Here is a 20,675-nt window from a genome sequence, read left to right on the forward strand (position 1 = left end):
GCCGGTTTCCGGATGATCGAACGAGTAGTGGGCTACCTGTTTTCGCCCGGCCCGGACCGGATCCGCGTTGAATGGGCGCATGGAGCTCATGTCGCCGACCGATTCGATGTTCCTGATCGCCGAAACGCGTGAGCATCCGTTCCATGTCGGCGGGCTGGCGTTGTACGAGCCGCCGCAGGATGCGGGCCCGACCTTCGTGCGCGAACTGTACGAGGAGATGATCACCCACACCGACTTCCAGCCGGTGTTCCGCAAGCATCCGGCGACGATTCTCGGTGGGATCGCAAACGTGGGCTGGGCTTTCGACAACGACGTCGATCTCGACTACCACCTGCGCCGCTCGGCGCTGCCGTCGCCGGGACGGGTACGTGATCTGTTGGAGCTCACGTCGCGTTTACACGGCGGCCTGCTCGACCGGCACCGCCCGCTGTGGGAGGCCCACTTGATCGAGGGTCTGCAGGACGGTCGCTTCGCGGTGTACACCAAGCTGCACCACGCACTGATCGACGGAGTCTCGGCCATCAAGCTCATCCAGCGCACACTGACCGAGGACCCGAACGACACCGAGCTCCGCGTGCCGTGGACGCTGCCGCGCCACAAGCGCGACCGCCAGGGATCGTCGGTGCTGCGCACCGTGACGGACGTGGCGTCCTCAGCCGTCGGGCTCGCGCCGTCGACGTTCAAGCTGGCGCGCGCCGCGCTTCTCGAACAGCAACTCACACTGCCGTTCGGCGCCCCGAAGACGATGTTCAACGTCAAGATCGGCGGCGCGCGCCGCGTCGCCGCCCAGTCGTGGCCGCTCGAGCGGTTCCACCGGGTCAAGGCCGCGGCCGGCGTCACGATCAACGACGTGGTGCTCGGGATGTGTGCCGGTGCGCTGCGCGCCTACTTGAGCGAGCAGGACGCGCTGCCGGACCGCCCACTCGTCGCAATGGTTCCGGTGAGCCTGCGCTCGGAGAGCGAGGCCGACACCGGCGGCAACATGGTCGGAACGATCCTGTGCAATCTCGGCACCGATCGCGAGGATCCCGCCGACCGGCTCGCGGTCATCAGCCAGTCGATGCGCGACAACAAGAAGATCTTCTCCGAACTGCCGCGCGTACAGGCCCTCGCGCTGTCAGCGCTGATGATCGCGCCGCTGGGACTGGCCGGCGTGCCGGGGTTCACGCGTGCGACGGCGCCGCCGTTCAACATCGTGATCTCGAACGTGCCGGGCCCGCGTAAGCCGTTGTACTGGCGGGGCGCGCGCCTCGACGGAAACTATCCGCTGTCGATCGCGTTGGACGGCCAGGCCATGAACATCACGGTGGTCAGCAACGCGGGCAACCTGGACTTCGGGCTCGTCGGCTGCCGCCGCAGCGTTCCGCACCTGCAGCGCATGCTCAGCCACCTGGAGAGCTCGCTCAAAGCACTCGAGCTCGCCAGTGGTGCGTGACCCAAAGGCGTAATGGGTAGACCAAATAGGTGCAATAACGCAAAATGGTTGCCGTGACGGATAACGGCGCCGACGCCCTCGGTCGGATGCGGATTCTCGACGCGAAACCCGTGAATCTCGATGGTTTCAGTGTCGCCAACCCCGACCTCGGCCTGGCCGCGATGAGCAGCCCGAACGACCCGGACCCGTCATTGGTGGTGCGCGACGGGCGCGTCGTGGAAATGGACGGCAAGGCCGCCGAGGACTTCGACGTGATCGACGAGTTCATCGCCCGCTACGGCATCGACCTCGACGTCGCGCCGGAGGCGATGGCGCTCTCCGACGTCGAACTCGCCCGCATGGCCGTCGATCTGTCCGTGCCACGTGCTGAGGTCGTGCGACTGATCGGCGGCACCACCCCGGCCAAACTGGCCAAGGTCGTCGCGGTTCTCACGCCCGTCGAGATGCAGATGGCGATGGCCAAGATGCGGGCCCGTCGCACGCCGAGCAACCAGGCTCACGTGACCAATCAACTCGACGATCCGATGCTGATCGCCGCCGATGCCGCCAGCGCGGTGGCCTACGGCTTCCGGGAGGTCGAGACGACGGTGCCCGTGCTGGGTGACGCGCCGTCGAATGCCGTTGCGCTGCTGATCGGTTCGCAGGTAGGGGTGCCCGGCGCGATGGCGCAGTGCTCCATCGAAGAAGCCATGGAGCTGCGGCTGGGGCTGCGCGGGCTCACCAGCTACGCCGAGACCATTTCGATCTACGGCACCGAGCAGGTGTTCGTCGACGGCGACGACACGCCGTTCTCCAAGGCCATCCTCACGTCGGCCTACGCGTCGCGCGGACTCAAGATGCGGGTGACGAGCGGCGGCGGGGCCGAGGTGTTGATGGGTGCCGCCGAGAAGTGCTCGATCCTCTACCTCGAATCGCGCTGTGTGTCCTTGGCGCGGGCGCTGGGCTCGCAGGGCGTGCAGAACGGCGGTATCGACGGTGTCGGCGTGGTGGCCTCGGTGCCGGAGGGCATGAAGGAGCTGCTGGCCGAAAACCTCATGGTTATGATGCGCGATCTCGAATCATGCGCGGGCAACGACAATCTCATTTCGGAGTCCGACATCCGCCGCAGCGCCCACACGCTGCCCGTGCTGCTCGCCGGAGCCGACTTCATCTTCTCCGGCTTCGGCTCCATCCCGCGGTACGACAACGCGTTCGCGCTGTCGAACTTCAACTCTGACGACATGGACGACTTCCTTGTGCTGCAACGGGATTGGGGTGCCGACGGCGGACTGCGCACGGTATCGGCCGAACATCTGGCCGCGGTGCGCCGCCGCGCGGCCACGGCCGTGCAAGCCGTCTACCGGGACCTGGGCTTGGCCGATTTCGACGACAGCCACATCGACGACGTGGTACTGGCCAACGGATCCCGCGATCTCCCACCGGGTGACCCCAAGGCCGTCGCCGAGGCCGCCAACGCCATCGAGGCCAAGCAGCTCACGGTGTTCGACATCGTCGCCTCACTCAAGCGCACCGGCTACGGCGAGGAAGCCGAGGCCATCATGCGGCTGACCGCCGAACGCCTGCGCGGCGATCAACTGCAGACCTCGGCCATATTCGACGAACAGTTCCGGGTGCTGTCCAAGATCACCGACCCCAACGACTATGCCGGGCCCGGAACCGGATACACGCTGAGCGACGAGCGCCGCGCCGAGATCGACAACATCCGCCAGCAACGCAGCGCGGCCGAGCTCACGGCCGATCAGGCCGAGCATGCCGGACACCTCGTCGTCACCGACGTGGAGCCGGCCCGGCAGGGCAGTGATCCGCGCGAGGTGTGCATCGGGTTGTCGCCGGCGCTGGGTCGCAGTGTGTGGCTCACGCTGTGTGGGCTGCCGATCGGGGAGGTGATCCGGCAGATCTCGGCGGGGCTGGAGGAAGAAGGCTGTGTGCCGCGGTTCGTGCGGATCCGCTCGACCATCGACGTCGGCCTCATCGGGCTGACCGCCGCCAAGCTGTCGGGCTCGGGCATCGGAATAGGCCTGCAGGGCAAGGGCACTGCGCTGATCCACCGCCGCGACCTGGCGCCGCTGGCCAACCTGGAACTGTTCAGCGTCGCCCCGTTGCTCACCGCGCGCAACTATCGCGAGCTCGGCCGTAACGCGGCCCGCCACGCCAAGGGCATGGCCCCGGTGCCGATCCTGACCGGTGGTACCGACGAATCGATATCGGCGCGCTACCACGCGCGGGCCGTCGCGCTCGTAGCGTTGGAACGCGACGCGAGCGAACCGGGCCAGGCGCCCGTCACGGTGGAGGTCACCCGGAAATGAGCGAGAAGTTCACTGTCGAGGCAGCAGTCGACGGCAAGCTCGAACTGTCCGATCTGCGGATGGATCCTGCCGTTCTCGCCCACCAGGCTGTGATCGCCGAGGAGAACGGCAACCCACAACTCGCCGAGAACTTCCTGCGCGCAGCCGAATTGGCGACGATCGATGACGAAGACGTGATGAACCTCTACGAGGCGCTGCGTCCACACCGGTCGACCGCCGAGGATCTGGCTGCGCTGCAGGCCTCCCTGGAGGGGCGTGGTGCGGCGCGATGCGCCGAGCTCGTGCGCCAGGCCGCCGACGTCTACGCGCGCCGGGGCCTGTTGCGGTGAGCGGTGGCGCCAGAACCGTCGCGGGCATAGACGTCGGCAACCACACCACCGAAATCGTGCTCGCCCGCGTCGCCGGCGGTGCCGTGCATCCCGTCGGACACGGGCAGGCGCCCACGCGGGGTCGCAAGGGCTCGCGGGACTCGCTCGCGGGTGCGGCCGCGCTGCTGCACCGCATCGAGGTCGAATCCGGCACCCGGGCCGACGAACTCGTGTTGTCGGCGATCCGGCCGGTCGACACCGAGACGGCGCCCCTCGCGCCCGCCGCGACGCCGCACGCGCCGGTGCGCAGCCTGCGAAGGCCCGATGCCAGTACCCCGGCCGGTACCGGTTACGCGGTTGGCCACCATGTGCCATTGGCCGACCTGAACGGTGCCGTATCAACCGGCGCAACAATCGTTTCCGTCGACGGCGACACCGATTTCGAGGACGCGGCTGCGGCGATCGGCGACGCGGTGGCCAGGGGTTGGGACATCGTCGGCGTGCTGGCCGCACAGGACGATGCGGTGCTGATCCGCAACCGCATCCCGGTCGACGTGCCCGTGGTCGACGAGGTGGATCTCGCCGGTCTGGAGGCCGGCGTGCTGGTCGCCCTCGAAGTCGTGGCCGCGGGGCGCGCGTACCGCGCGTTGGCCGACCCAATCGCACTCTGTGCCGCGCTCGAACTCGGACATGAGCAGATCCGCGAGGTCGCCGAGTTCACCAGGGAGCTTTCCGATTCGCCTGCCATCGCCGTCACGCCGCGCACCGGACCGCCCCGTCCGCCTGCCGTGGACGACGACTACGTGGAGTTCAGGGTGGACGGGGAGGCCAAGGCTGAATTGTCGGCACCGCCGACGGTGCGTTACTCACCCGCGCAAGCGCACAGCATCCTGCGCCGTGAACCTCCGGGCAACGTGGTGCGGATCCGGTTGCGGTCGCTACCGCATCACGAAATGGCGGTCGACGACGCGTTTTTCACCGACCTGTCCGCGCTCGACAACGGGGCATGGCTGCGCCGTGGGGTCGCCGACGCGCGCGGTACGGTGGTCGCCCTGCTGGCTGCCGACCATGTCGAGGACGCTGCGGCCACATTGGGTGAACTCACCGACCGGCCCGCACGCACCATCGCGACCGAACCCGAGGCCGCGGCCTGGGGTGCGCGAACCACACCGGGCCTGCCACCGGATTCCGTGGTGTGCGACATCGGCGGCGGGACAATCGATCTCGTCGGTGATGACCGCATTGTGACGGCCGCGGGCGCGGGGGAGACCATCACCGTGGCGGTCTCGCGCATGCTGAACATACCTCGCGCGCTTGCCGAGCGCGTCAAGAGGACCCCGGCCATCCGGGTCGAAGGGCCACATGTCGCCCACGAAGAAGACGGGCGGCGATTGTTTCTGGATTCTCCGGCACCCGCAGAGGCGATCGGACGGCTGTGTACGCGCGGCACCGTCGGTCTGGTGCCGTTCTCGAACAAGCTGGCCGCCGAAGAATGGCGCAGTCTGCGGTTGGCCATCAAACAGGAAACCGTGGCGGCGAACATCGCGCGGTGCATGAAGGCGTTCGAGAAGCCGCCGACGGCGTTGGTACTCGCGGGCGGCGGCGCACTCGACGACGAACTGCTGCGCACGGTGGGGGAGTCGCTGCGGGCGGTTGCGATCGTGGTGGGGCGGGCCAACATCGACGGCATTCACGGACCTCGGTTCGCGGTCGCGTCCGGCCTCGTGCATCTGTCCGCAGCCGGACATTAGAACGGCAGGTCGACTCCGCCGCCGGTGGTGTTGGCTTCGTCGTGGTTGGAGTCGACATAGCCCAGCCGGTACGGGATCACCGGGTCGGTGCCGACGGGCACCAGCGGGTCGGTACCGGAGACCTGTGAATGAGTATTTGTATCGGCAGCACTGGCGACAGGTGCAAAGGCAACGGCCCCGCCGATTGCCGCTGCGGCCAGCCACGGTGCGATGAACTTGAGTGGCATCTTCATGATGGTCTCCTGAGTCGGTTGTCGCGTTTGCGATACCAACTATCGCGCCGCGGCCACTTGTAGTCGCCACTGCTGACGTCCATTTCGCGGGTATGGCTAGCTGGTAGCGGGGCGCAGGAAATCGCCGGAGATCTTGACTGCCGGAGCCGACGAATCTCCGCCCACGACGAGCGTCGCGAATGCGATATCACCGGCGATACCGGCGAACCACCCATGCGAATGAGTGTTGTCGCCGAACTCGGCCGTGCCGGTCTTGCCGCCGAGATCGGCGATGTCACTGAGCTCGCTGGCCGTCCCTTCGGTCACCGTCATGCGCATCATCGCGCGCAACGCCTCGACGACGTTCGGCGGCAACGACACCGACTCCGTGTCGGCCGTCGTCTTCTCGCCGTCGACCAGGGTCGGCAGGATCGTCGAGCCGTGGGCCAGGCTCGCCTCGGCGACTGCCAGCCCGAACGGGCTTACCGTCACGGTGCCCTGCCCGATGCCGTTCTCGACCTTCTGAGCGGCATTGTCCGCGTTGGGAACTCGTCCCGTCACGGTGGTCAGGCCCGGAATGGCGAAGTCGACGCCGATGCCGAAGTCGCGGGCGGTGTTGGTGAGCGCGTCGGCAGGCAGCTTGTCGGACAGCGCCGCCATGCTGGTGTTGCAGGAGTGCGAGAACGCCGACGTCAGCGGCACCGTGCCCAGATCGAAGTTGTCGTCGTTCGGGATCGTGCGGTTTTCGATCGTCAGTTGGCCGGGGCAGGCCACCGGGCTGTCCGGAGTCGCCAGGCCGGCCTCCAGCGCCGCGGCGGTGGTGATGGTCTTGAACGTCGACCCGGGCGGATACAGACCCGAGAACGCGATCGCCCCTTGCGGATCCGCGGCGGGATTCTGTGCGGCCGCCAGGATGCCGCCCGTGGAACCCGAGATCGCGACCAGAACCGCGGGCCGGCTCTCCTGCGCGACGGCTTGCTGCGCGAGCAGCTGCAGGCGCAGGTCCAGCGTCGTGCGCAGCGGATCGGTCTGGGCGGGCGGAGTCGATTTCAGCTGCTGCGCCGGAGCGCCTTCGCCGTCGACCAGGTACACCGACCAGCCGGCGTTCTTGGTGATCCGGTCATGCCACAGCTCCCCGAGCCCGCTGATCGCCGGTGACGACAACTGGCGGTCGGCCGTCAGCAGCTCACCCTGCTCGGCGACGGTGACACCCGCGATCTGGGCGAGCTGATCGCGCACCTGTGCCAGGTCGTCTTCGCGCAGCTTCATCACGGTCACGCGGTCGTCGGACGTCGAATTGAACTGCGCGCCGATCGATTCCGCCGTGGTCGTGGCATCGAACCGCGTCAGCACCGCGGCAAGCGGCCCAGCCGAGGCCAGATGGGTGCGGTCGAGCGTGATCACCCCCACGGTCTGCCAGGTCATCAGCGGCTGCCCGGTCCGGTCGAGCACCGGCGTCTGCAACTCGCTGTCCTGGCTGTACTGGAACGTCAGACCGGGTTGCAGATCGCGGTGCAGCAGCGTCGGCGCCCAGGTGATCAGCCAGTCGTCACCGCTCTTGGCGGCGGTTCCGGTGGTGCCATAGCCGAAATCGTGTCCTTCGCCCCACGACCACTGGTACTTCAGCGTCGAGGCGGCCTCGTCGTCCTCTTGCGGTTGGGCGCTGACCTTGACCGTCGCGGCCTCGCCCATGCCGTCGAACATCGATGCGATCACCGGTTCAGCCGCCGCCGGATCGCTCGTCTGGGCCGCCGCGGCGTGGGCGTCCTTGCGTTGCAGCGCATCGGCGAACGCGGCGAAGCGGTCGGCAGGGTCAGGGGACGACGAGCAACCGACGACCGACAGAAGCAGGCCGAACAGCAGCAGCCACGCACACGCGAGACGATTCATCCCTCCAGCTTTACAGCAGTGCCCGGACCTCCTCGGCCAGGGCCACGCCAAGATCGCGGTTGTTGTCCTCGGTGAAGTGGATTCCGTCCACGCCGTCAGTCGTCATAACGGAGCCCGCGTCGAAGAACGGCACGTTCACGAACGACGCGAGCGCACTGTATACCTTGGCCAGTTCGGCCGACTTGCGCTGGCCGCCTTCGAAGATCAGCTGAAACCACGGGTGGGGCATCGGGGCGAGTTCGGGCGGCGACACGACCAGCACCTGCGGGGCGGGATACCACGTCCCCACCCCACCGGCACTGGTCAGGACCTGCGTCACCAGAACCGACATGCCCACCCCGATGTCGAGTGGTTCACGCCGGAAGTAGGCCTTGGTGTCATTGGTGCCCAGCATGATGATGACCAGGTCCAACGGTAGGTGGCTCGCGAGGCACGACGGCAGATAACCGGCCCCGTTGAGGCGCGGGTCGGTCGGATCGTCGATGTTGGTGGTGCGGGCGCTCAGGCCCTCCTCGATCACCTCGTATTCGGCGCCGAGCTGCTCGGCCAGCACCCCGGTCCAGCGCACGTCGGCCGGAAACCGGTCCGTTGGCGCGCCGTCCTCGACGGGGATCCAGCCCCAGGTCAGTGAGTCACCGAAACACAGGATTCGCTTGGCAGCCATGGCCCAAGCAGATCACACGCCGTCGTCGTCGGAGGGTTTCTCGGCGGGTGCGTCGGCGTCGTGCTTCTTCGGGTTGAGGTCCTTCTTCAGTTTGTCGACTGCACGGGACACCGCCTTGGGCAGCGTGTCGCGCCGCTCGGACAGTTTGGGCTTCTTCGGCTTGTCCGGCTTGGTGGGTGCCGCGTCAGATGTGTCGTCCTGCGGCTTCGACTCCTCGCGTTCGTCAGGCTCGGCCTGCTCATCCTGTTCAGGCACGGCCCGCAGCTCGGGCTTGTCGGCCGGCTCCTCGTCACGGTCGGCGGATGTCGAAGGCGCCGTGGGGAATCCGTTGCGGAAGTTCTCGACGCCCTCGTCGATGGCCTCGGGCAGCGCTTCGATGGCGTCGGCGATGCGGTCGTGCGGAGTGAACAGTGAGAACCGCGTCGGCTTGTCCGCATTCTGGTAGTCGCGATCGGTGTAGCCCATGTCGATCACGACCCGCAGCGTCGGCTCGATGGCGCCGAGCACCGGCTCGGTCAGTGCGGTCGTCTGCAGTGCGGCGGAGAAATCGCGCACCGGTTGCAGGAGCGGAAGGTGTTCGGCCCGGATCAGCACGTAGGTGTCGGTACCGCCTTCGGGGGTCGTCACGACGAGCACCGCTTGGTCGTCGTCGTCGAGGTCGACGTTGTCGGGCCCGTGGTCGCCGTGCACGTATTTCATGCCCGCCACCGCGTTCGCGATCGACAGTGGGTTGGCGTAGGCCGGGAAATCCGCGATCAGGTCGTATTCGAGCGATACGAAGGTTTCGTCGTAGGGCGACGGGACCGCGGCGCCGGTACTGACGAAGCCGGGGAATGCCATGCCGGGAAAGCGGGAGTAGATCCCGCCGTTGGGTACGAACGGCGAAGCGAGGAACAAGAACTTGAGGTCGGCGGGAGCCGGCGCACCCGGGTCCGACAGCAGTGTGCGCTTGTACCTCTCGGCGACCAGGGAGCCCTCAGAGTAGCCGACGATCAGCACGGTCCTGTCGCCGTCGATCTCGGCGTCGACGGCGTCGCGCAGGGCGGGAATCCCGGCTTCCACGCTCGGATCGACCGGCAGCAGAGCCGGATACTGCACGCCGACGAATGGATGATCGTTCGCGACGAGTTGGCCCTGGAATTTGTTCTTGATGCGGTCGCTGGTCGTATTGCCGGCGCCGCCCACCCCGACGACGACGTCGTTGGGCGGAATCGCGATTGCGGTGGCGCTGGGGGCGTGGCCGAATGCCAGTGCCGTGGTGATGCCTGCGGTGGCCCCGGCCACCATGACTGCGGATCGGCGCTGACGTTTGCGATGCCTTGCCACCGTGCTCCTCGGATCGAATGGACGGAAATGGGATGTGGGCCCGGGATGGCCCCGGGCCCACACTCGGCTGAAAAACTTACGGGCAGGTGACTTCGAGCTCGAACGGCTTGGTGACCGCGCCCGCCATCGGATTGGCCATGTCGGCGCCGGTCGCGTTGCCCTTGATCGTGTACTTGTTGCCGTCCTTGGTGGCTTCGGCGCTGCCGCCTGGCACGCCTGGCGTGTAACCGAGGCTGACGCCGTCGATGTTGCCGAGCGCGACCGCGCTGACGGTCGGTTGGTCACCTTCGGAGAGCGTGGCGGTGACGGCTGACATGCCCTGGCCGACCGTGACCGAGACATTGCCGGCGACGGTCGCGCACACGACGCTGCCTTCGACCGGAGTTTCCTTGCCGTCGATGACGACCCGCGCGGTACCCGAGCCGGTGGTTGCTGTGGCATCACCTGCCTGCACCGATGCCGACGGCGAAACCGAGGCGGTCGCCGTCGGTGACGCCTCGGTCGAATCCGAACCCTTCTCATCAGACGAACAGCCAGACAGGCCGGCGACGACGATCGCGGCGCCGCCGACAGCTACCAGAAACCCACGCTTCACCACTGTTCTCCTCACGGTTGTGCGGCCCGTCAAGATCAGCAGACCGTCTCGGAAAGTATGGGGTCAGCTCCGTTGTCCGGTACCCGATTGCGCGAATTGCTCGGGCGGGGCGGTGCCGGCCCGTAAGTTCGCCTTCATGCAGACACTGCGAACGCCGGACGAACGGTTCGCCAACCTACCCGAATTCCCTTATGCCCCAAAGTACTGCGAGGTCGATGACGGCGAGGGTGGAACGCTGCGGATGGCTTGGGTGGAACAGGGTCCGGCACACGCCGAACCGGTGCTGTTATTGCATGGGGAACCATCGTGGTCCTACCTGTACCGCCGGATGATTCCGATCCTCGTGGCGGCCGGCCACCGGGTCATCTGCCCCGACCTGGTCGGGTTCGGTCGATCTGACAAACCGGCGCGGATCGACGACCACAGTTACGCGCGGCACGTCGAATGGGTCCGCGCACTGGCCTTCGACGTGTTGGACCTGCACCGGGTGACCCTGGTCGGTCAGGACTGGGGCGGCCTGATCGGGCTGCGGCTGGCTGCCGAACACCCCGAGCGGTTCGCCAACATCGTCGTGGCGAACACCGGGCTGCCCACCGGCGACATCCCGATGCCGGAGATCTGGTGGCAGTTCCGTTCGGCCATCCAAGGTCTGCCCACGATCGAAGTCGGGAGGTTCGTCGCGTCGGGATGCCTGCGGCCCATGAGCGATGCGGTCCGCGCCGCCTATGACGCCCCGTTTCCCGACGATTCGTACTGTGCCGGGCCGCGGGCGATGCCCGGTCTGGTGCCCACCACGCCCGACGACCCCGCCGCCGCGGCCAACCGCTCGGCGTGGGAAGCGTTGTCCGCGAGCGAAACTCCGATGTTGGTCGCGTTCAGCGACGGCGATCCCATCACCGGGCCGATGGCCGCGATCTTCCAGCGCGAGATGCGCGGCGCGCGAGGCATCGAGCATCCGGTGATCGCCGACGCCGGCCACTTCCTGCAAGAGGATGCCGGCGAGGAACTCGCCGCGGCGATCGTGGCGTTTCTCAGGGACAGGTGACCGCGATGTCGAACGGCATGTCGACGGGCGTGCCGGGGTTCGCCGCATCGGTGCCCGCGCCGGTACCGGTGATGGTATAGCTCTTGGCGTCGCGCGAGGCGACCACCGGCTGGCTCGAGAGCCCTTCGATGTAGGCGAGTGACGGCTTGTCGGTTCCCACCTCGCCGATACTCACCGACTCCACCGCAGGAGCCTCGCCGTCGGTGACGATCACGGTGGTGTGCAGGCTGCCCTCGATGTTGATGGTGGTGAAACCATCTTTCGTCTCGCAGCCGACCGAGGTGACGGGCCCAGCATCGTTGCTGCCGAACGTCACCTTGGCCTCACCCGACTGCGAGCCGCCCGCCGAACCGGACTCCTCGGACGAACACCCGACAACGGCGGCCAGCATGGCCGCGCACCCAGCGGTGGTGATGGCGAATCGGTGCTTCACGAGCAGCAGTATGGTCGCGTCCGCCCCGATGACGGAAATCGGACGCGCATCCGGTTGAATACCTGCTGTGGACCAGCCGTACTTCACCGTGGAGGCCGAGTTAGCCGGCCGACTCGGCCGGGTCGGCACCATCCACACTCCGCACGGTGACATCCACACCCCGGCGTTCATCGCGGTGGGCACCCAGGCGACCGTCAAGTCGGTGCTGCCGGAAACGATGAAACAGATTGGCGCCCAAGCAATTCTGGCCAACGCCTACCACCTGTATCTGCAGCCGGGCCCCGACATCGTGGCCGAGGCGGGCGGCCTCGGCGCGTTCATGAACTGGCCGGGGCCGACGTACACCGACAGTGGCGGGTTCCAGGTGCTGTCGCTGGGCGTCGGATTCAAGAAAGTGCTGGCCATGGACACCCAGCGCGTGCAGGCCGACGACATCATCGCCGACGGCAAGGAACGCCTCGCGGTCGTCGACGACGACGGCGTGACGTTCCGGTCGCATCTCAACGGCTCGACCCACCGGTTCACGCCGGAAGTCTCGATCGGCATCCAGCATCAGCTCGGAGCCGACATCATCTTCGCGTTCGACGAGCTCACCACGCTCGTCAACACCCGTGGCTATCAGGAACGTTCGGTGCAACGCACGCATGAGTGGGCGGTGCGATGCCTGGCCGAGCATCAGCGGCTGCAGGAGTCGACGCCGGAGCGGCCGCGGCAGGCGCTGTTCGGTGTCGTGCAGGGCGCGCAATACGAGGATCTGCGGCGCCAGGCCGCGCACGGGCTGACCACGATCGTCGGGCCGAACGGCGAGGGTTTCGACGGCTACGGCATCGGCGGGGCGCTGGAGAAACAGAACCTCGCGACCATCGTCGGATGGGTCAGCAGTGAGCTGCCCGCCGACAAGCCGCGGCACCTGCTCGGGATCAGCGAGCCCGATGATCTGTTCGACGCGGTGGCAGCCGGCGCCGATACGTTCGACTGTGTGTCGCCGTCACGCGTGGCCCGCAACGCCGCGGTGTATTCGGCGACCGGGCGCTTCAACATCACCGGGGCGCGGTACAAACGGGACTTCACGCCGATCGACGCCGAATGCGATTGCTACACGTGCGCCAACTACTCGCGCGCCTACATCCGCCACCTGTTCAAGGCCAAGGAGATGTTGTCGGCGACGCTGTGCACGATCCACAACGAGCGGTTCGTGATCCGGCTCGTCGACCAGATCCGGGCCGCCATCGTCGCGGGCGAATTCGACGAGCTCCGCGCGCATGTGCTCGGGCGCTACTACGGGACGCCCGTGCGGTAGCGCTGACCTGGCGCCCTCTTCGACGTGTGCACAATAAAGAGATGACGACCATCGCGGATGGTGAGGCCGCACAGGCCTTGATGCTTCAGATGTTGGACCCGTCGAACCGGGCCGATCCGTATCCGCTGTACGACCGGATCCGGGCCTGCGGGCCGCTGTATCTGGCCGACGCGGCTCTCACCGTGTTCAGTTCTTACCCGGACTGCGACGAGGTGTTGCGGCATCCCTCGTCGTGCAGCGACCCGATGAAGTCGACGATGACGCAACGCCAGATGGCCGAGGAGGCCGAACCCCGGCCGCGGGGGACCACCAGCTTCCTGTTCCTCGACCCGCCCGACCACACGCGGCTGCGCAAGCTGGTCAGCAAAGCCTTTGTGCCCAAGGTGATCAACGCGCTCGAACCTGATATCACCGCACTGGTCGACGGGCTGCTGGACGCCGTCGAGGAGCGGGGCCGGTTCGAGGCGATCGCTGATCTCGCCTACCCGTTGCCGGTTGCGGTGATCTGCCGGCTTCTCGGTGTCCCGATCGAGGACGAGCCCAAGTTCAGCCACGCCTCGGAGCTGTTGGCGTCGGCTCTTGACCCGTTTTTCACCGTGACCGGTGAATCGTCCGATCTGTTCGATCAACAGATGAAGGCCGGACAGTGGTTGCGAGAGTATCTGCGCGAGCTCATCGAACAACGCAGGCGAGCACCGGGTGACGACCTGATGTCCGGGTTGATCGCGGTCGAGGAGTCCGGGGACCAGCTCACCGAGGACGAGATCATCGCGACGTGCAACCTGCTGTTGATCGCGGGCCACGAAACCACGGTGAACCTGATCGCCAACGCGATCCTGGCGATGCTTCGTCACCCCGGCCAGTGGTCGGCGCTCGCCGCGGACCCGGCCCGGGCCCCGGCCGTGGTGGAGGAAACCATGCGGTACGACCCGCCGGTGCAACTGGTGTCGCGAATTGCCGGTGACGACATGACAATCGGCGACACCGCGATAGCCAAGGGTCACACGATGCTGCTGCTTCTGGCTGCCGCGCACCGCGACGCCGCGGTCACCGACCGGCCCGGCGAGTTCGACCCGGACCGCGGCGCGATCCGCCACCTCGGGTTCGGCAAGGGGCCGCACTTCTGCCTGGGCGCGCCGTTGGCCCGGCTGGAGGCCGCGGTCGCGCTGTCTGCCGTGACGAGGCGCTTTCCGCAGGCCCGGCTCACTGAGGAACCGGTGTACAAACGAAATCTGACCTTGCGGGGTATGTCGACGCTTTCCGTAGCCATATAGCGCTTCTTGCGCTGATCGCGTATCAGAATCCGGCAAACCCGACGGATACCGTATGTCAGCGGTACGGTCGTCCGCATGCGCATCCTGTTGGTGGGCGCCGGTGGCGTGGGCTCGGCATTCTGTGCGATCGCGGCGCGGCGCGATTTCTTCGATCAGATCGTGGTGTGCGATTACGACGAGAACCGGGCGCGGCAAGCCGTCGACGCGGTCGGTGACGCGCGGTTTAGCGCCGCGCAGGTGGATGCGACGTCGGCCGAGGCGGTCGCCGGACTGGTCCGCCGGCACGGCATCACGCACGTGATGAATGCCGTCGACCCGCGGTTCGTGATGCCGATCTTCAACGGCGCCCTTGCCGGTGGTGCCGACTATCTCGACATGGCGATGAGTCTGTCGCAACGCCACCCCGACCGGCCGTACGAACTCACCGGCGTCAAACTCGGCGACGAACAGTTCGCGGTAGCCGACGACTGGACCGCCGCGGGCCGGCTCGCACTGGTCGGTATCGGCGTCGAACCCGGGCTCTCCGATGTGTTCGCGCGCTACGCCGCCGACCATTTGTTCTCCGAGATCGACGAACTCGGTACCCGCGACGGGTCCAACCTCGTGGTCGACGGGTATGACTTCGCGCCGTCGTTCTCGATCTGGACCACGATCGAGGAATGCCTGAACCCGCCGGTGGTCTGGGAGCACGATCGCGGCTGGTTCGTCACCGAACCCTTCAGTGAGCCCGAGGTTTTCGACTTTCCGGAGGGTATCGGTCCGGTTGAGTGCGTCAACGTCGAGCACGAAGAGGTGCTGTTGATGCCGCGCTGGGTCGAGTGCAAACGCGCGACGTTCAAGTACGGCCTCGGCGCGGAGTTCATCGACGTTCTCAAGACGTTGCACAAGCTCGGCCTCGATCGGACCGAGAAGGTGCGCGTCGGCAGCTCGAGCGGTTCTGTCGAGGTGAGCCCGCGCGACGTCGTCGCGGCCTGCCTGCCCAACCCCGCGACCCTCGGCCCGCAGATGCACGGCAAGACGTGTGCCGGCTTGTGGGTCACCGGCACCGGGAAAGATGGCCAACCGCGCTCGACCTACCTGTACCACGTCGTCGACAACCAGTGGTCGATGGCCGAATACGGGCACCAGTGCGTGGTGTGGCAGACCGCGATCAATCCTGTTGTCGCCCTTGAACTCTTGTGCACCGGTGCGTGGGGCGGCGCGGGGGTGCTCGGCCCAGAGGCGTTCGACGCCGTGCCGTTCCTCGACTTGCTCAAGGACTACGGCTCGCCATGGGGCATCAAGGAACTCTGAGCGGCCGTTTCGCGTACGTCACGTTTCGTCGGTACCGCGGTGAGCACCATGGCAGCCGCGATCATCGCGACGGTGACGGCGGCCGTGCCCGGCCAGCCCAGCCACCCCACGGCGGCCGCTCCGAACGCGGTCCCCAGGCTGCCGCCGATGAAGTACACGACCATGTAGGCGCTGTTGAACCGGGCCGGTGCGGCGGGTTCGATTGCCAGGACCGTGCTTTGGTTCGCGACCTGGGCCGCGAACAAGCCCGCATCGAACAGCGCCAGGCCGATGAGGGTGGCGACGGTGTTCGACAAGCACCACGCGAGCATGGCCGCCGACAGGCCCGCGATGACGAGTCCGACCAGTATCACGACCCGTGCCCCCACACGGTCGGTCCATGAGCCCGCGACGCGTGTGGCGACCATGCCGAGCAGTCCGGCGACCGCGAACAGGCCGATCTGTTCGGCCGAGTACGAGAACGGCGGCTGCGCCAGGGCAACGGCGATCCCCGACCACACCGCGCAGAACGCGAAGAACCACAGTGCACCGCGTCCCGCTGCGAGCCGCAGCTCCGGGAATCGCAGATACAGCCCGGGCATCCCGCGCAGCACCGCAAGGTAGCCGGTCGTGATGTTGCCTGGCGCGCCCGGCAGCACACTGAGTGCGAACAACGAGAACGCCACGCAGAGCACTGCGAACACCAGAAGTGTTCCCCGCCAACCGAACACCTCGGTAAGCCAGCCGCCCACGATGCGACCGGCGATGATCCCCGCCGAGATACCTGCGGTGACGATTCCCAGGACAGTGGCTCGCCGCGATGTGGCCGCGAATCGGCCGGCCACCGAACTCAGCTGCGCACCGACCGCCGAGCCCGCGCCGACCAGCCCGACGGTCAGACCCAGCAGCCAAGTCGTGCCCGCGGCGGCATTGGCCACCAACGCGCAGGCGAGCATGCCGAACTGTGCGGCAAGCACATACCTCGGCGGGAATCGATCGACCAGCGGCACCAGCACGGCCAGTCCCACGAGATAGCCGAGCGGCCCGAACGCCAGTGCCAAACCGACCTCGGACAGCGAAACGTCGAGTGACGCACCGACGTCCGCGATCGCAGGTTGCAGCGGATAGATCGTGGCCGTGCCGAGCGCGGCGGCGAACGCCATGAACCACACGGTGGTGTTACGCAGACCTGGGTCGGGAGCTGTTTTCATGCTCGCGACGCTATGGGCGCGAACCCCGCGGGTGCTGGCGGAATTCGGACGATGCAGTGCCCCCGCGCTACAGCGGGTTGAGGATCCGCTGTAGGAACTGCCGGGTGCGTTCCTCTTTCGGGTCGCCGATCACCGCTGCCGGCGGCCCCTGCTCGAGAATCACCCCCTGGTCGGTGAACAGCACCTGATCGGAGACCTGCTTTGCGAATTGGATTTCGTGTGTGACGATCACGAGCGTCCAGCCTTCGACCGCGAGATCTCTGATCACCCCGAGCACTTCACCGACGAGCTCGGGATCGAGTGCCGACGTGGGCTCGTCGAACAGCACCACCTTGGGGCGCAGCGCCAGGGCCCGGGCGATGCCGACGCGCTGCTGCTGACCGCCCGACAGCTGATATGGGTACTGGTCGCGCTTGTCAGCCAGGCCCACCTGGTTCAGCAACTCGACGGCCTCGGCCTCCACTTCGTCGCGTGGGCGCTTCTGAGCGACCAGCGGGCCTTCGGTGACGTTTTGCAGCACGGTCTTGTGCGGGAACAGGTTGTGGGCCTGGAAGACGAACCCGCTCTGCGCCCGGTAGCGGCGCAGCTGGTCACGAGGCACGGGCGCGGAGAAGTCCAGCTCGACATCGCCGACCCGGATCACGCCCGTGTCGGGCGGGTCCAGGGCGTTGAGTGCTCGCAGCAGCGTCGTCTTCCCGGAGCCGGACGGGCCGATGATCGTCGTCGCGCTTCCACGCGGCACGGTGAATGAGACGCCCTTGAGTACTTCATTGTCGCCGAACGCCTTTCGGACGTCTCGAGCGTCGATCCGATTCTCGGTCATCGGGCCACGTACCTTTCCAGTCGGCGTTCGATGCGGCTCTGGCCGAACGACAGCACCAAGCAGATCACCCAGTAGTACACGGCCGCCGTGCCGTACAGCGCGAAGAACTCGAACGTGGGTGCGGCGATGATCTGGGCCTGCCGGAGAAGCTCGGTGACCAGAATGGTCGAGGCGAGCGACGTGTCTTTGACCAATGAGATCAACGTGTTCGACAACGGCGGCACCGCCACCCGAGTGGCCTGCGGCAGGATGATGCGCCGCAACGTGCCGACGTAACTCAGCCCGATCGTCTCGGCGGCCTCCCACTGCCCCTTCGGGATGCTCAGGATCGCCGAGCGGATGATCTCGGCCGCATAGCCGCCGACGTTCAGGCTGAACGCGATCACGGCCGCCGGGAACGGGTCGATCTTCACGCCGAATTCGGGAAGCGCGAAGAACACGATGAACAGCTGCACCAGCAGCGGCGTTCCCCGGATGATCGAGATGTACAGTCGGGCCACGTTGCTCAGCACCATATTTGACGACAGCCGGGCCAACGCCACGCCGAGCGCGATCACCAGGCCGATGGCGAAGCTGATGATCGTCAGGGGAATCGTCATCGTGATCGCAGCTTTCGCGAGCGGCCACAGGTTGTCGGCGATCAACTGCCACGTCGAACGCGGCGCCGCGGCGTCTTCGGCCGCCGGTGCCGGCGAGCCCGACGCGTCCGCCTTGAGGTAGCGCTGCGAGATGTCGGCCAGCGTGCCGTCGGCACGCAGTTCGTCGAGTGCCCGATTGAGTTCGGGCAGCAGGCCGCTGTCCTTGCGTGCGGCGAATCCCTGCTCGCTCTTCTCGCCGACCTTGCCTGCGATCTTCACCGACTGGTCGTTGGTCTCGGCGAGATATGCATACACCGCGATGCTGTCGTTGACCACGACGTCGACGCGGCCCTGGTTGAGCAGCGTGATGGCTTGGGTGAACCCTTCGACCGCCTCGACCCGGGCGCCGGCGTTACGGGCGATCTCCGACCAGTTGCTGGTGGCGTTCTCGGCGGCGACCTTGCCCTTGAGATCGTCGAGCGAGCTGATGGAGTTGTCGTCGGCGCGCGTGACGATGACGCCTTCGCCCACCGTGTACGGCTGCGACAGGTCGTATTTGGCCTGCCGCTCGGGCGTGATCGTGACTTGATTGGCCACCACGTCGAACCGGTTCGCCTCAAGCGCGGCGAATATCGAATCCCACGGTGTCTCAACGAATTCGACGCGGACACCGATCTTGTCGGCGACGGCACGGGCCACGTCGACGTCATATCCCGTCAGTTGGCCGGTCGCGGCGTCGTGATAGCTGAACGGTGCGTACACGCCCTCGGTGCCCACTCGCAGCACGCCCGCCGACTTCAACGGGTCCTCGGTGGTGGCTGCCTGGCTGCCGCACGCCGACAACACGAACATGGTGAGCAGCAGGACCGCGGGCAGGCATCTTCGTAGGAAGCGCATCGCCGGACGCTAACAAGCTCACGCCCGTTGGTGAAGGGTTCTGCTCAGTCCGGCCGGTAGATCCAGGGCTGGCGCGGCAGCCGCTCCGGATCGAACTGCGCCAACAATTCGTCCATGGTCGTGGCCGGCCAGCCCAGCGATTCGGTGATCTGTGCGAAGGCCCGCTCGACTCCGATCTCGGCCAAGGTCACCGCCCCGTCCCGTTTGGCCAGGCGCGCGCCGTCCTCGTTGAGGACCAACGGCACGTGCGCGTACGTCGGCTCCGGATAACCCAGCAGGCGCGCCAGATAGGCCTGCCGCGGCGACGAACTCAGCAGGTCATCTCCTCGTACCACCTGGTCGATCCCGCTGGCCGCGTCGTCCACCACGACGGCGAGGTTGTAGGCCGGGACGCCGTCGCCGCGGCGCACCACGAAGTCGTCGACGATCCCCATGTACGAACCGTGGATGAGATCGGTGACCGTGTACACGAACGTGTCGGTGCGCAGGCGCAACGCCGGTGGCCGCCCGGTTTCGTCGCGGCGCTGAGCGCGTTCAGCCTCGGAGATATCGCGGCACGTGCCGGGATAGGCACCCTGCGGCGCATGTGGCGCCCGTGGTGCCTGCGCGATGTCCTTTCTGCTGCAATAACATTCGTACAGCAGTCCGTCGGCGGACAACCGGCCGATGACCGCGTCGTAGCGGGCCCGATGGGTGGTCTGCCATTCCACGGGCTCGTCCCACGTCACGCCGATGGCAGCCAGATCCTCGACCTGCCGCGCGCCGACGTCGGTGAACGTGCGGTCATCGAGGTCCTCGACGCGCAGCAAGAACCGGCGCCCGGTCGAGCGGGCGAACAGCCACGCCAGCACCGCGGTGCGCAGGTTACCGATGTGCAGATCGGCCGACGGACTCGGCGCGAACCGTCCGGCGGGGGAGAGGTTCACGCCCGCAATCTAGCTAATCGCGTTCCCAGGGCGCCGTCTCGCCCATTTTCTTGTAGTACTTCGCGAGGTGGCTCTTGACGCGCTCGATGTCGTCTTTCGGCAGGTCGATACCACCGCGGGCGCCGTCCATGATGCCGCCGGCGGCCATCACGCCGCGGGGCACAACCTCCAGCTTGCCGTTCACCACGTCGGCGATGAGCAGCTTGTATGCGGTGAAGTTGTCCTTGTTGTCTTTGTCGTACCAGACGTGTGCGTCGCGGTACTTCTCGTTGGGTTCGTCCTGCGCATCGGCCCACTTCCGGACACGCTTGTCGGCGGCATCGCCGTCCCACTCACGGTCGCGATCAGCGAGGGGCAGGTCCTGAAATGCGGTTACGGACATGTGGTTGGCGTGCCCGGAACGGCAACTAGTCAAACCCGCTAACGTTC

19 protein-coding genes are annotated in these 20,675 nt (G+C 66.9%); 8 read left to right on the forward strand and 11 right to left on the reverse strand.

The genetic code is table 11. The annotated features are described in order from the left end of the window. The first annotated feature begins 79 nt into the window (after nucleotides 1-79). The 4 genes from ACOI2T_RS02045 to ACOI2T_RS02060 all read left to right on the forward strand — a co-directional run bounded on the left by ACOI2T_RS02045 (nucleotide 80) and on the right by ACOI2T_RS02060 (nucleotide 5,800). On the forward strand, nucleotides 80-1,435 hold the full coding sequence (locus ACOI2T_RS02045; protein WP_409502433.1) for a WS/DGAT/MGAT family O-acyltransferase: 1,356 nt from the start codon (nucleotides 80-82) through the stop codon (nucleotides 1,433-1,435). 86 nt (nucleotides 1,436-1,521) lie between these two features. Further along, nucleotides 1,522-3,741: a propanediol/glycerol family dehydratase large subunit gene (locus tag ACOI2T_RS02050; RefSeq protein ID WP_067851803.1), complete on the forward strand. Its 2,220-nt coding sequence runs from the start codon at nucleotides 1,522-1,524 to the stop codon at nucleotides 3,739-3,741. Continuing rightward, nucleotides 3,738-4,070: a diol dehydratase small subunit gene (locus ACOI2T_RS02055; protein WP_409502434.1), complete on the forward strand. Its 333-nt coding sequence runs from the start codon at nucleotides 3,738-3,740 to the stop codon at nucleotides 4,068-4,070. The genes ACOI2T_RS02050 and ACOI2T_RS02055 overlap by 4 nt, the downstream gene beginning before the upstream one ends. Beyond that, on the forward strand, nucleotides 4,010-5,800 hold the full coding sequence (locus ACOI2T_RS02060) for a diol dehydratase reactivase ATPase-like domain-containing protein (RefSeq protein WP_409502435.1): 1,791 nt from the start codon (nucleotides 4,010-4,012) through the stop codon (nucleotides 5,798-5,800). The genes ACOI2T_RS02055 and ACOI2T_RS02060 overlap by 61 nt, the downstream gene beginning before the upstream one ends. On the opposite strand, the gene ACOI2T_RS02065 is transcribed toward ACOI2T_RS02060, so the two are convergent. The 5 genes from ACOI2T_RS02065 to ACOI2T_RS02085 form a co-directional block, all read right to left on the reverse strand. Beyond that, entirely contained in the window at nucleotides 5,797-6,033 is a 237-nt protein-coding gene (locus ACOI2T_RS02065) for a hypothetical protein (RefSeq protein ID WP_067851581.1), read from the reverse strand. The genes ACOI2T_RS02060 and ACOI2T_RS02065 overlap by 4 nt on opposite strands. 96 nt (nucleotides 6,034-6,129) lie before the next feature. After that, nucleotides 6,130-7,902 carry a penicillin-binding transpeptidase domain-containing protein gene (locus ACOI2T_RS02070; protein ID WP_409502436.1) on the reverse strand — a complete coding sequence of 591 codons (1,773 nt, stop codon included), beginning with the start codon at nucleotides 7,900-7,902 and terminating at the stop codon, nucleotides 6,130-6,132. A 10-nt stretch (nucleotides 7,903-7,912) separates the two neighbouring features. After that, the gene (locus ACOI2T_RS02075; protein ID WP_409502437.1) at nucleotides 7,913-8,566 is read right to left on the reverse strand and encodes an SGNH/GDSL hydrolase family protein; all 654 of its coding nucleotides are present in this window, start codon (nucleotides 8,564-8,566) and stop codon (nucleotides 7,913-7,915) included. A 12-nt stretch (nucleotides 8,567-8,578) separates the two neighbouring features. Further along, a complete protein-coding gene (locus ACOI2T_RS02080; RefSeq protein ID WP_409502438.1) occupies nucleotides 8,579-9,892 on the reverse strand; it encodes a PE-PPE domain-containing protein in 1,314 nt (437 codons plus the stop codon). 76 nt (nucleotides 9,893-9,968) lie between these two features. Beyond that, nucleotides 9,969-10,487, reverse strand: coding sequence for a lipoprotein LpqH (locus ACOI2T_RS02085; RefSeq protein ID WP_085143413.1), 519 nt, complete (start codon nucleotides 10,485-10,487; stop codon nucleotides 9,969-9,971). A 136-nt stretch (nucleotides 10,488-10,623) separates the two neighbouring features. Here ACOI2T_RS02085 and ACOI2T_RS02090 point away from each other — a divergent pair, with 136 nt between their 5' ends. Then, on the forward strand, nucleotides 10,624-11,532 hold the full coding sequence (locus ACOI2T_RS02090) for a haloalkane dehalogenase (protein ID WP_409502439.1): 909 nt from the start codon (nucleotides 10,624-10,626) through the stop codon (nucleotides 11,530-11,532). On the opposite strand, the gene ACOI2T_RS02095 is transcribed toward ACOI2T_RS02090, so the two are convergent. Continuing rightward, complete coding sequence (locus ACOI2T_RS02095; RefSeq protein ID WP_234790901.1) at nucleotides 11,519-11,965, reverse strand: lipoprotein LpqH; 447 nt, start codon at nucleotides 11,963-11,965, stop codon at nucleotides 11,519-11,521. The genes ACOI2T_RS02090 and ACOI2T_RS02095 overlap by 14 nt on opposite strands. Before the next feature lie 67 nt (nucleotides 11,966-12,032). On the opposite strand from ACOI2T_RS02095, the gene tgt reads away from it, so the two are divergent. From tgt to ACOI2T_RS02110, 3 genes are all read left to right on the forward strand, one after another. Then, a complete protein-coding gene (tgt, locus tag ACOI2T_RS02100) occupies nucleotides 12,033-13,265 on the forward strand; it encodes a tRNA guanosine(34) transglycosylase Tgt (protein ID WP_067851589.1) in 1,233 nt (410 codons plus the stop codon). A gap of 41 nt (nucleotides 13,266-13,306) precedes the next feature. Next, nucleotides 13,307-14,539 carry a cytochrome P450 gene (locus ACOI2T_RS02105; protein ID WP_409502440.1) on the forward strand — a complete coding sequence of 411 codons (1,233 nt, stop codon included), beginning with the start codon at nucleotides 13,307-13,309 and terminating at the stop codon, nucleotides 14,537-14,539. A gap of 75 nt (nucleotides 14,540-14,614) precedes the next feature. Continuing rightward, the gene (locus tag ACOI2T_RS02110; RefSeq protein WP_409502441.1) at nucleotides 14,615-15,832 is read left to right on the forward strand and encodes a saccharopine dehydrogenase family protein; all 1,218 of its coding nucleotides are present in this window, start codon (nucleotides 14,615-14,617) and stop codon (nucleotides 15,830-15,832) included. Here ACOI2T_RS02110 and ACOI2T_RS02115 read toward each other — a convergent pair. From ACOI2T_RS02115 to ACOI2T_RS02135, 5 genes are all read right to left on the reverse strand, one after another. Further along, the gene (locus ACOI2T_RS02115; RefSeq protein WP_409502442.1) at nucleotides 15,799-17,022 is read right to left on the reverse strand and encodes an MFS transporter; all 1,224 of its coding nucleotides are present in this window, start codon (nucleotides 17,020-17,022) and stop codon (nucleotides 15,799-15,801) included. The two genes, ACOI2T_RS02110 and ACOI2T_RS02115, sit on opposite strands and share 34 nt — an antisense overlap. 67 nt (nucleotides 17,023-17,089) lie before the next feature. Next, nucleotides 17,090-17,845 (reverse strand): amino acid ABC transporter ATP-binding protein, encoded by a 756-nt coding sequence (locus tag ACOI2T_RS02120; protein ID WP_067851597.1) that lies wholly within the window; start codon nucleotides 17,843-17,845, stop codon nucleotides 17,090-17,092. After that, complete coding sequence (locus ACOI2T_RS02125; RefSeq protein ID WP_409502443.1) at nucleotides 17,842-19,320, reverse strand: ABC transporter permease subunit; 1,479 nt, start codon at nucleotides 19,318-19,320, stop codon at nucleotides 17,842-17,844. Before ACOI2T_RS02125 ends, ACOI2T_RS02120 begins: the two co-directional genes overlap by 4 nt. Before the next feature lie 44 nt (nucleotides 19,321-19,364). After that, nucleotides 19,365-20,246, reverse strand: coding sequence for a tRNA glutamyl-Q(34) synthetase GluQRS (gene gluQRS, locus ACOI2T_RS02130; RefSeq protein ID WP_409502444.1), 882 nt, complete (start codon nucleotides 20,244-20,246; stop codon nucleotides 19,365-19,367). Between the two features lie 13 nt (nucleotides 20,247-20,259). Continuing rightward, nucleotides 20,260-20,628, reverse strand: a complete 369-nt coding sequence (locus ACOI2T_RS02135) for a hypothetical protein (RefSeq protein WP_409502445.1) — start codon at nucleotides 20,626-20,628, stop codon at nucleotides 20,260-20,262. Nucleotides 20,629-20,675: the final 47 nt, after the last annotated feature.

Source organism: Mycolicibacterium wolinskyi str. Jessa 2025, assembly GCF_049241375.1.
In the GTDB taxonomy this organism is placed as follows: Bacteria; Actinomycetota; Actinomycetes; order Mycobacteriales; family Mycobacteriaceae; genus Mycobacterium; species Mycobacterium wolinskyi.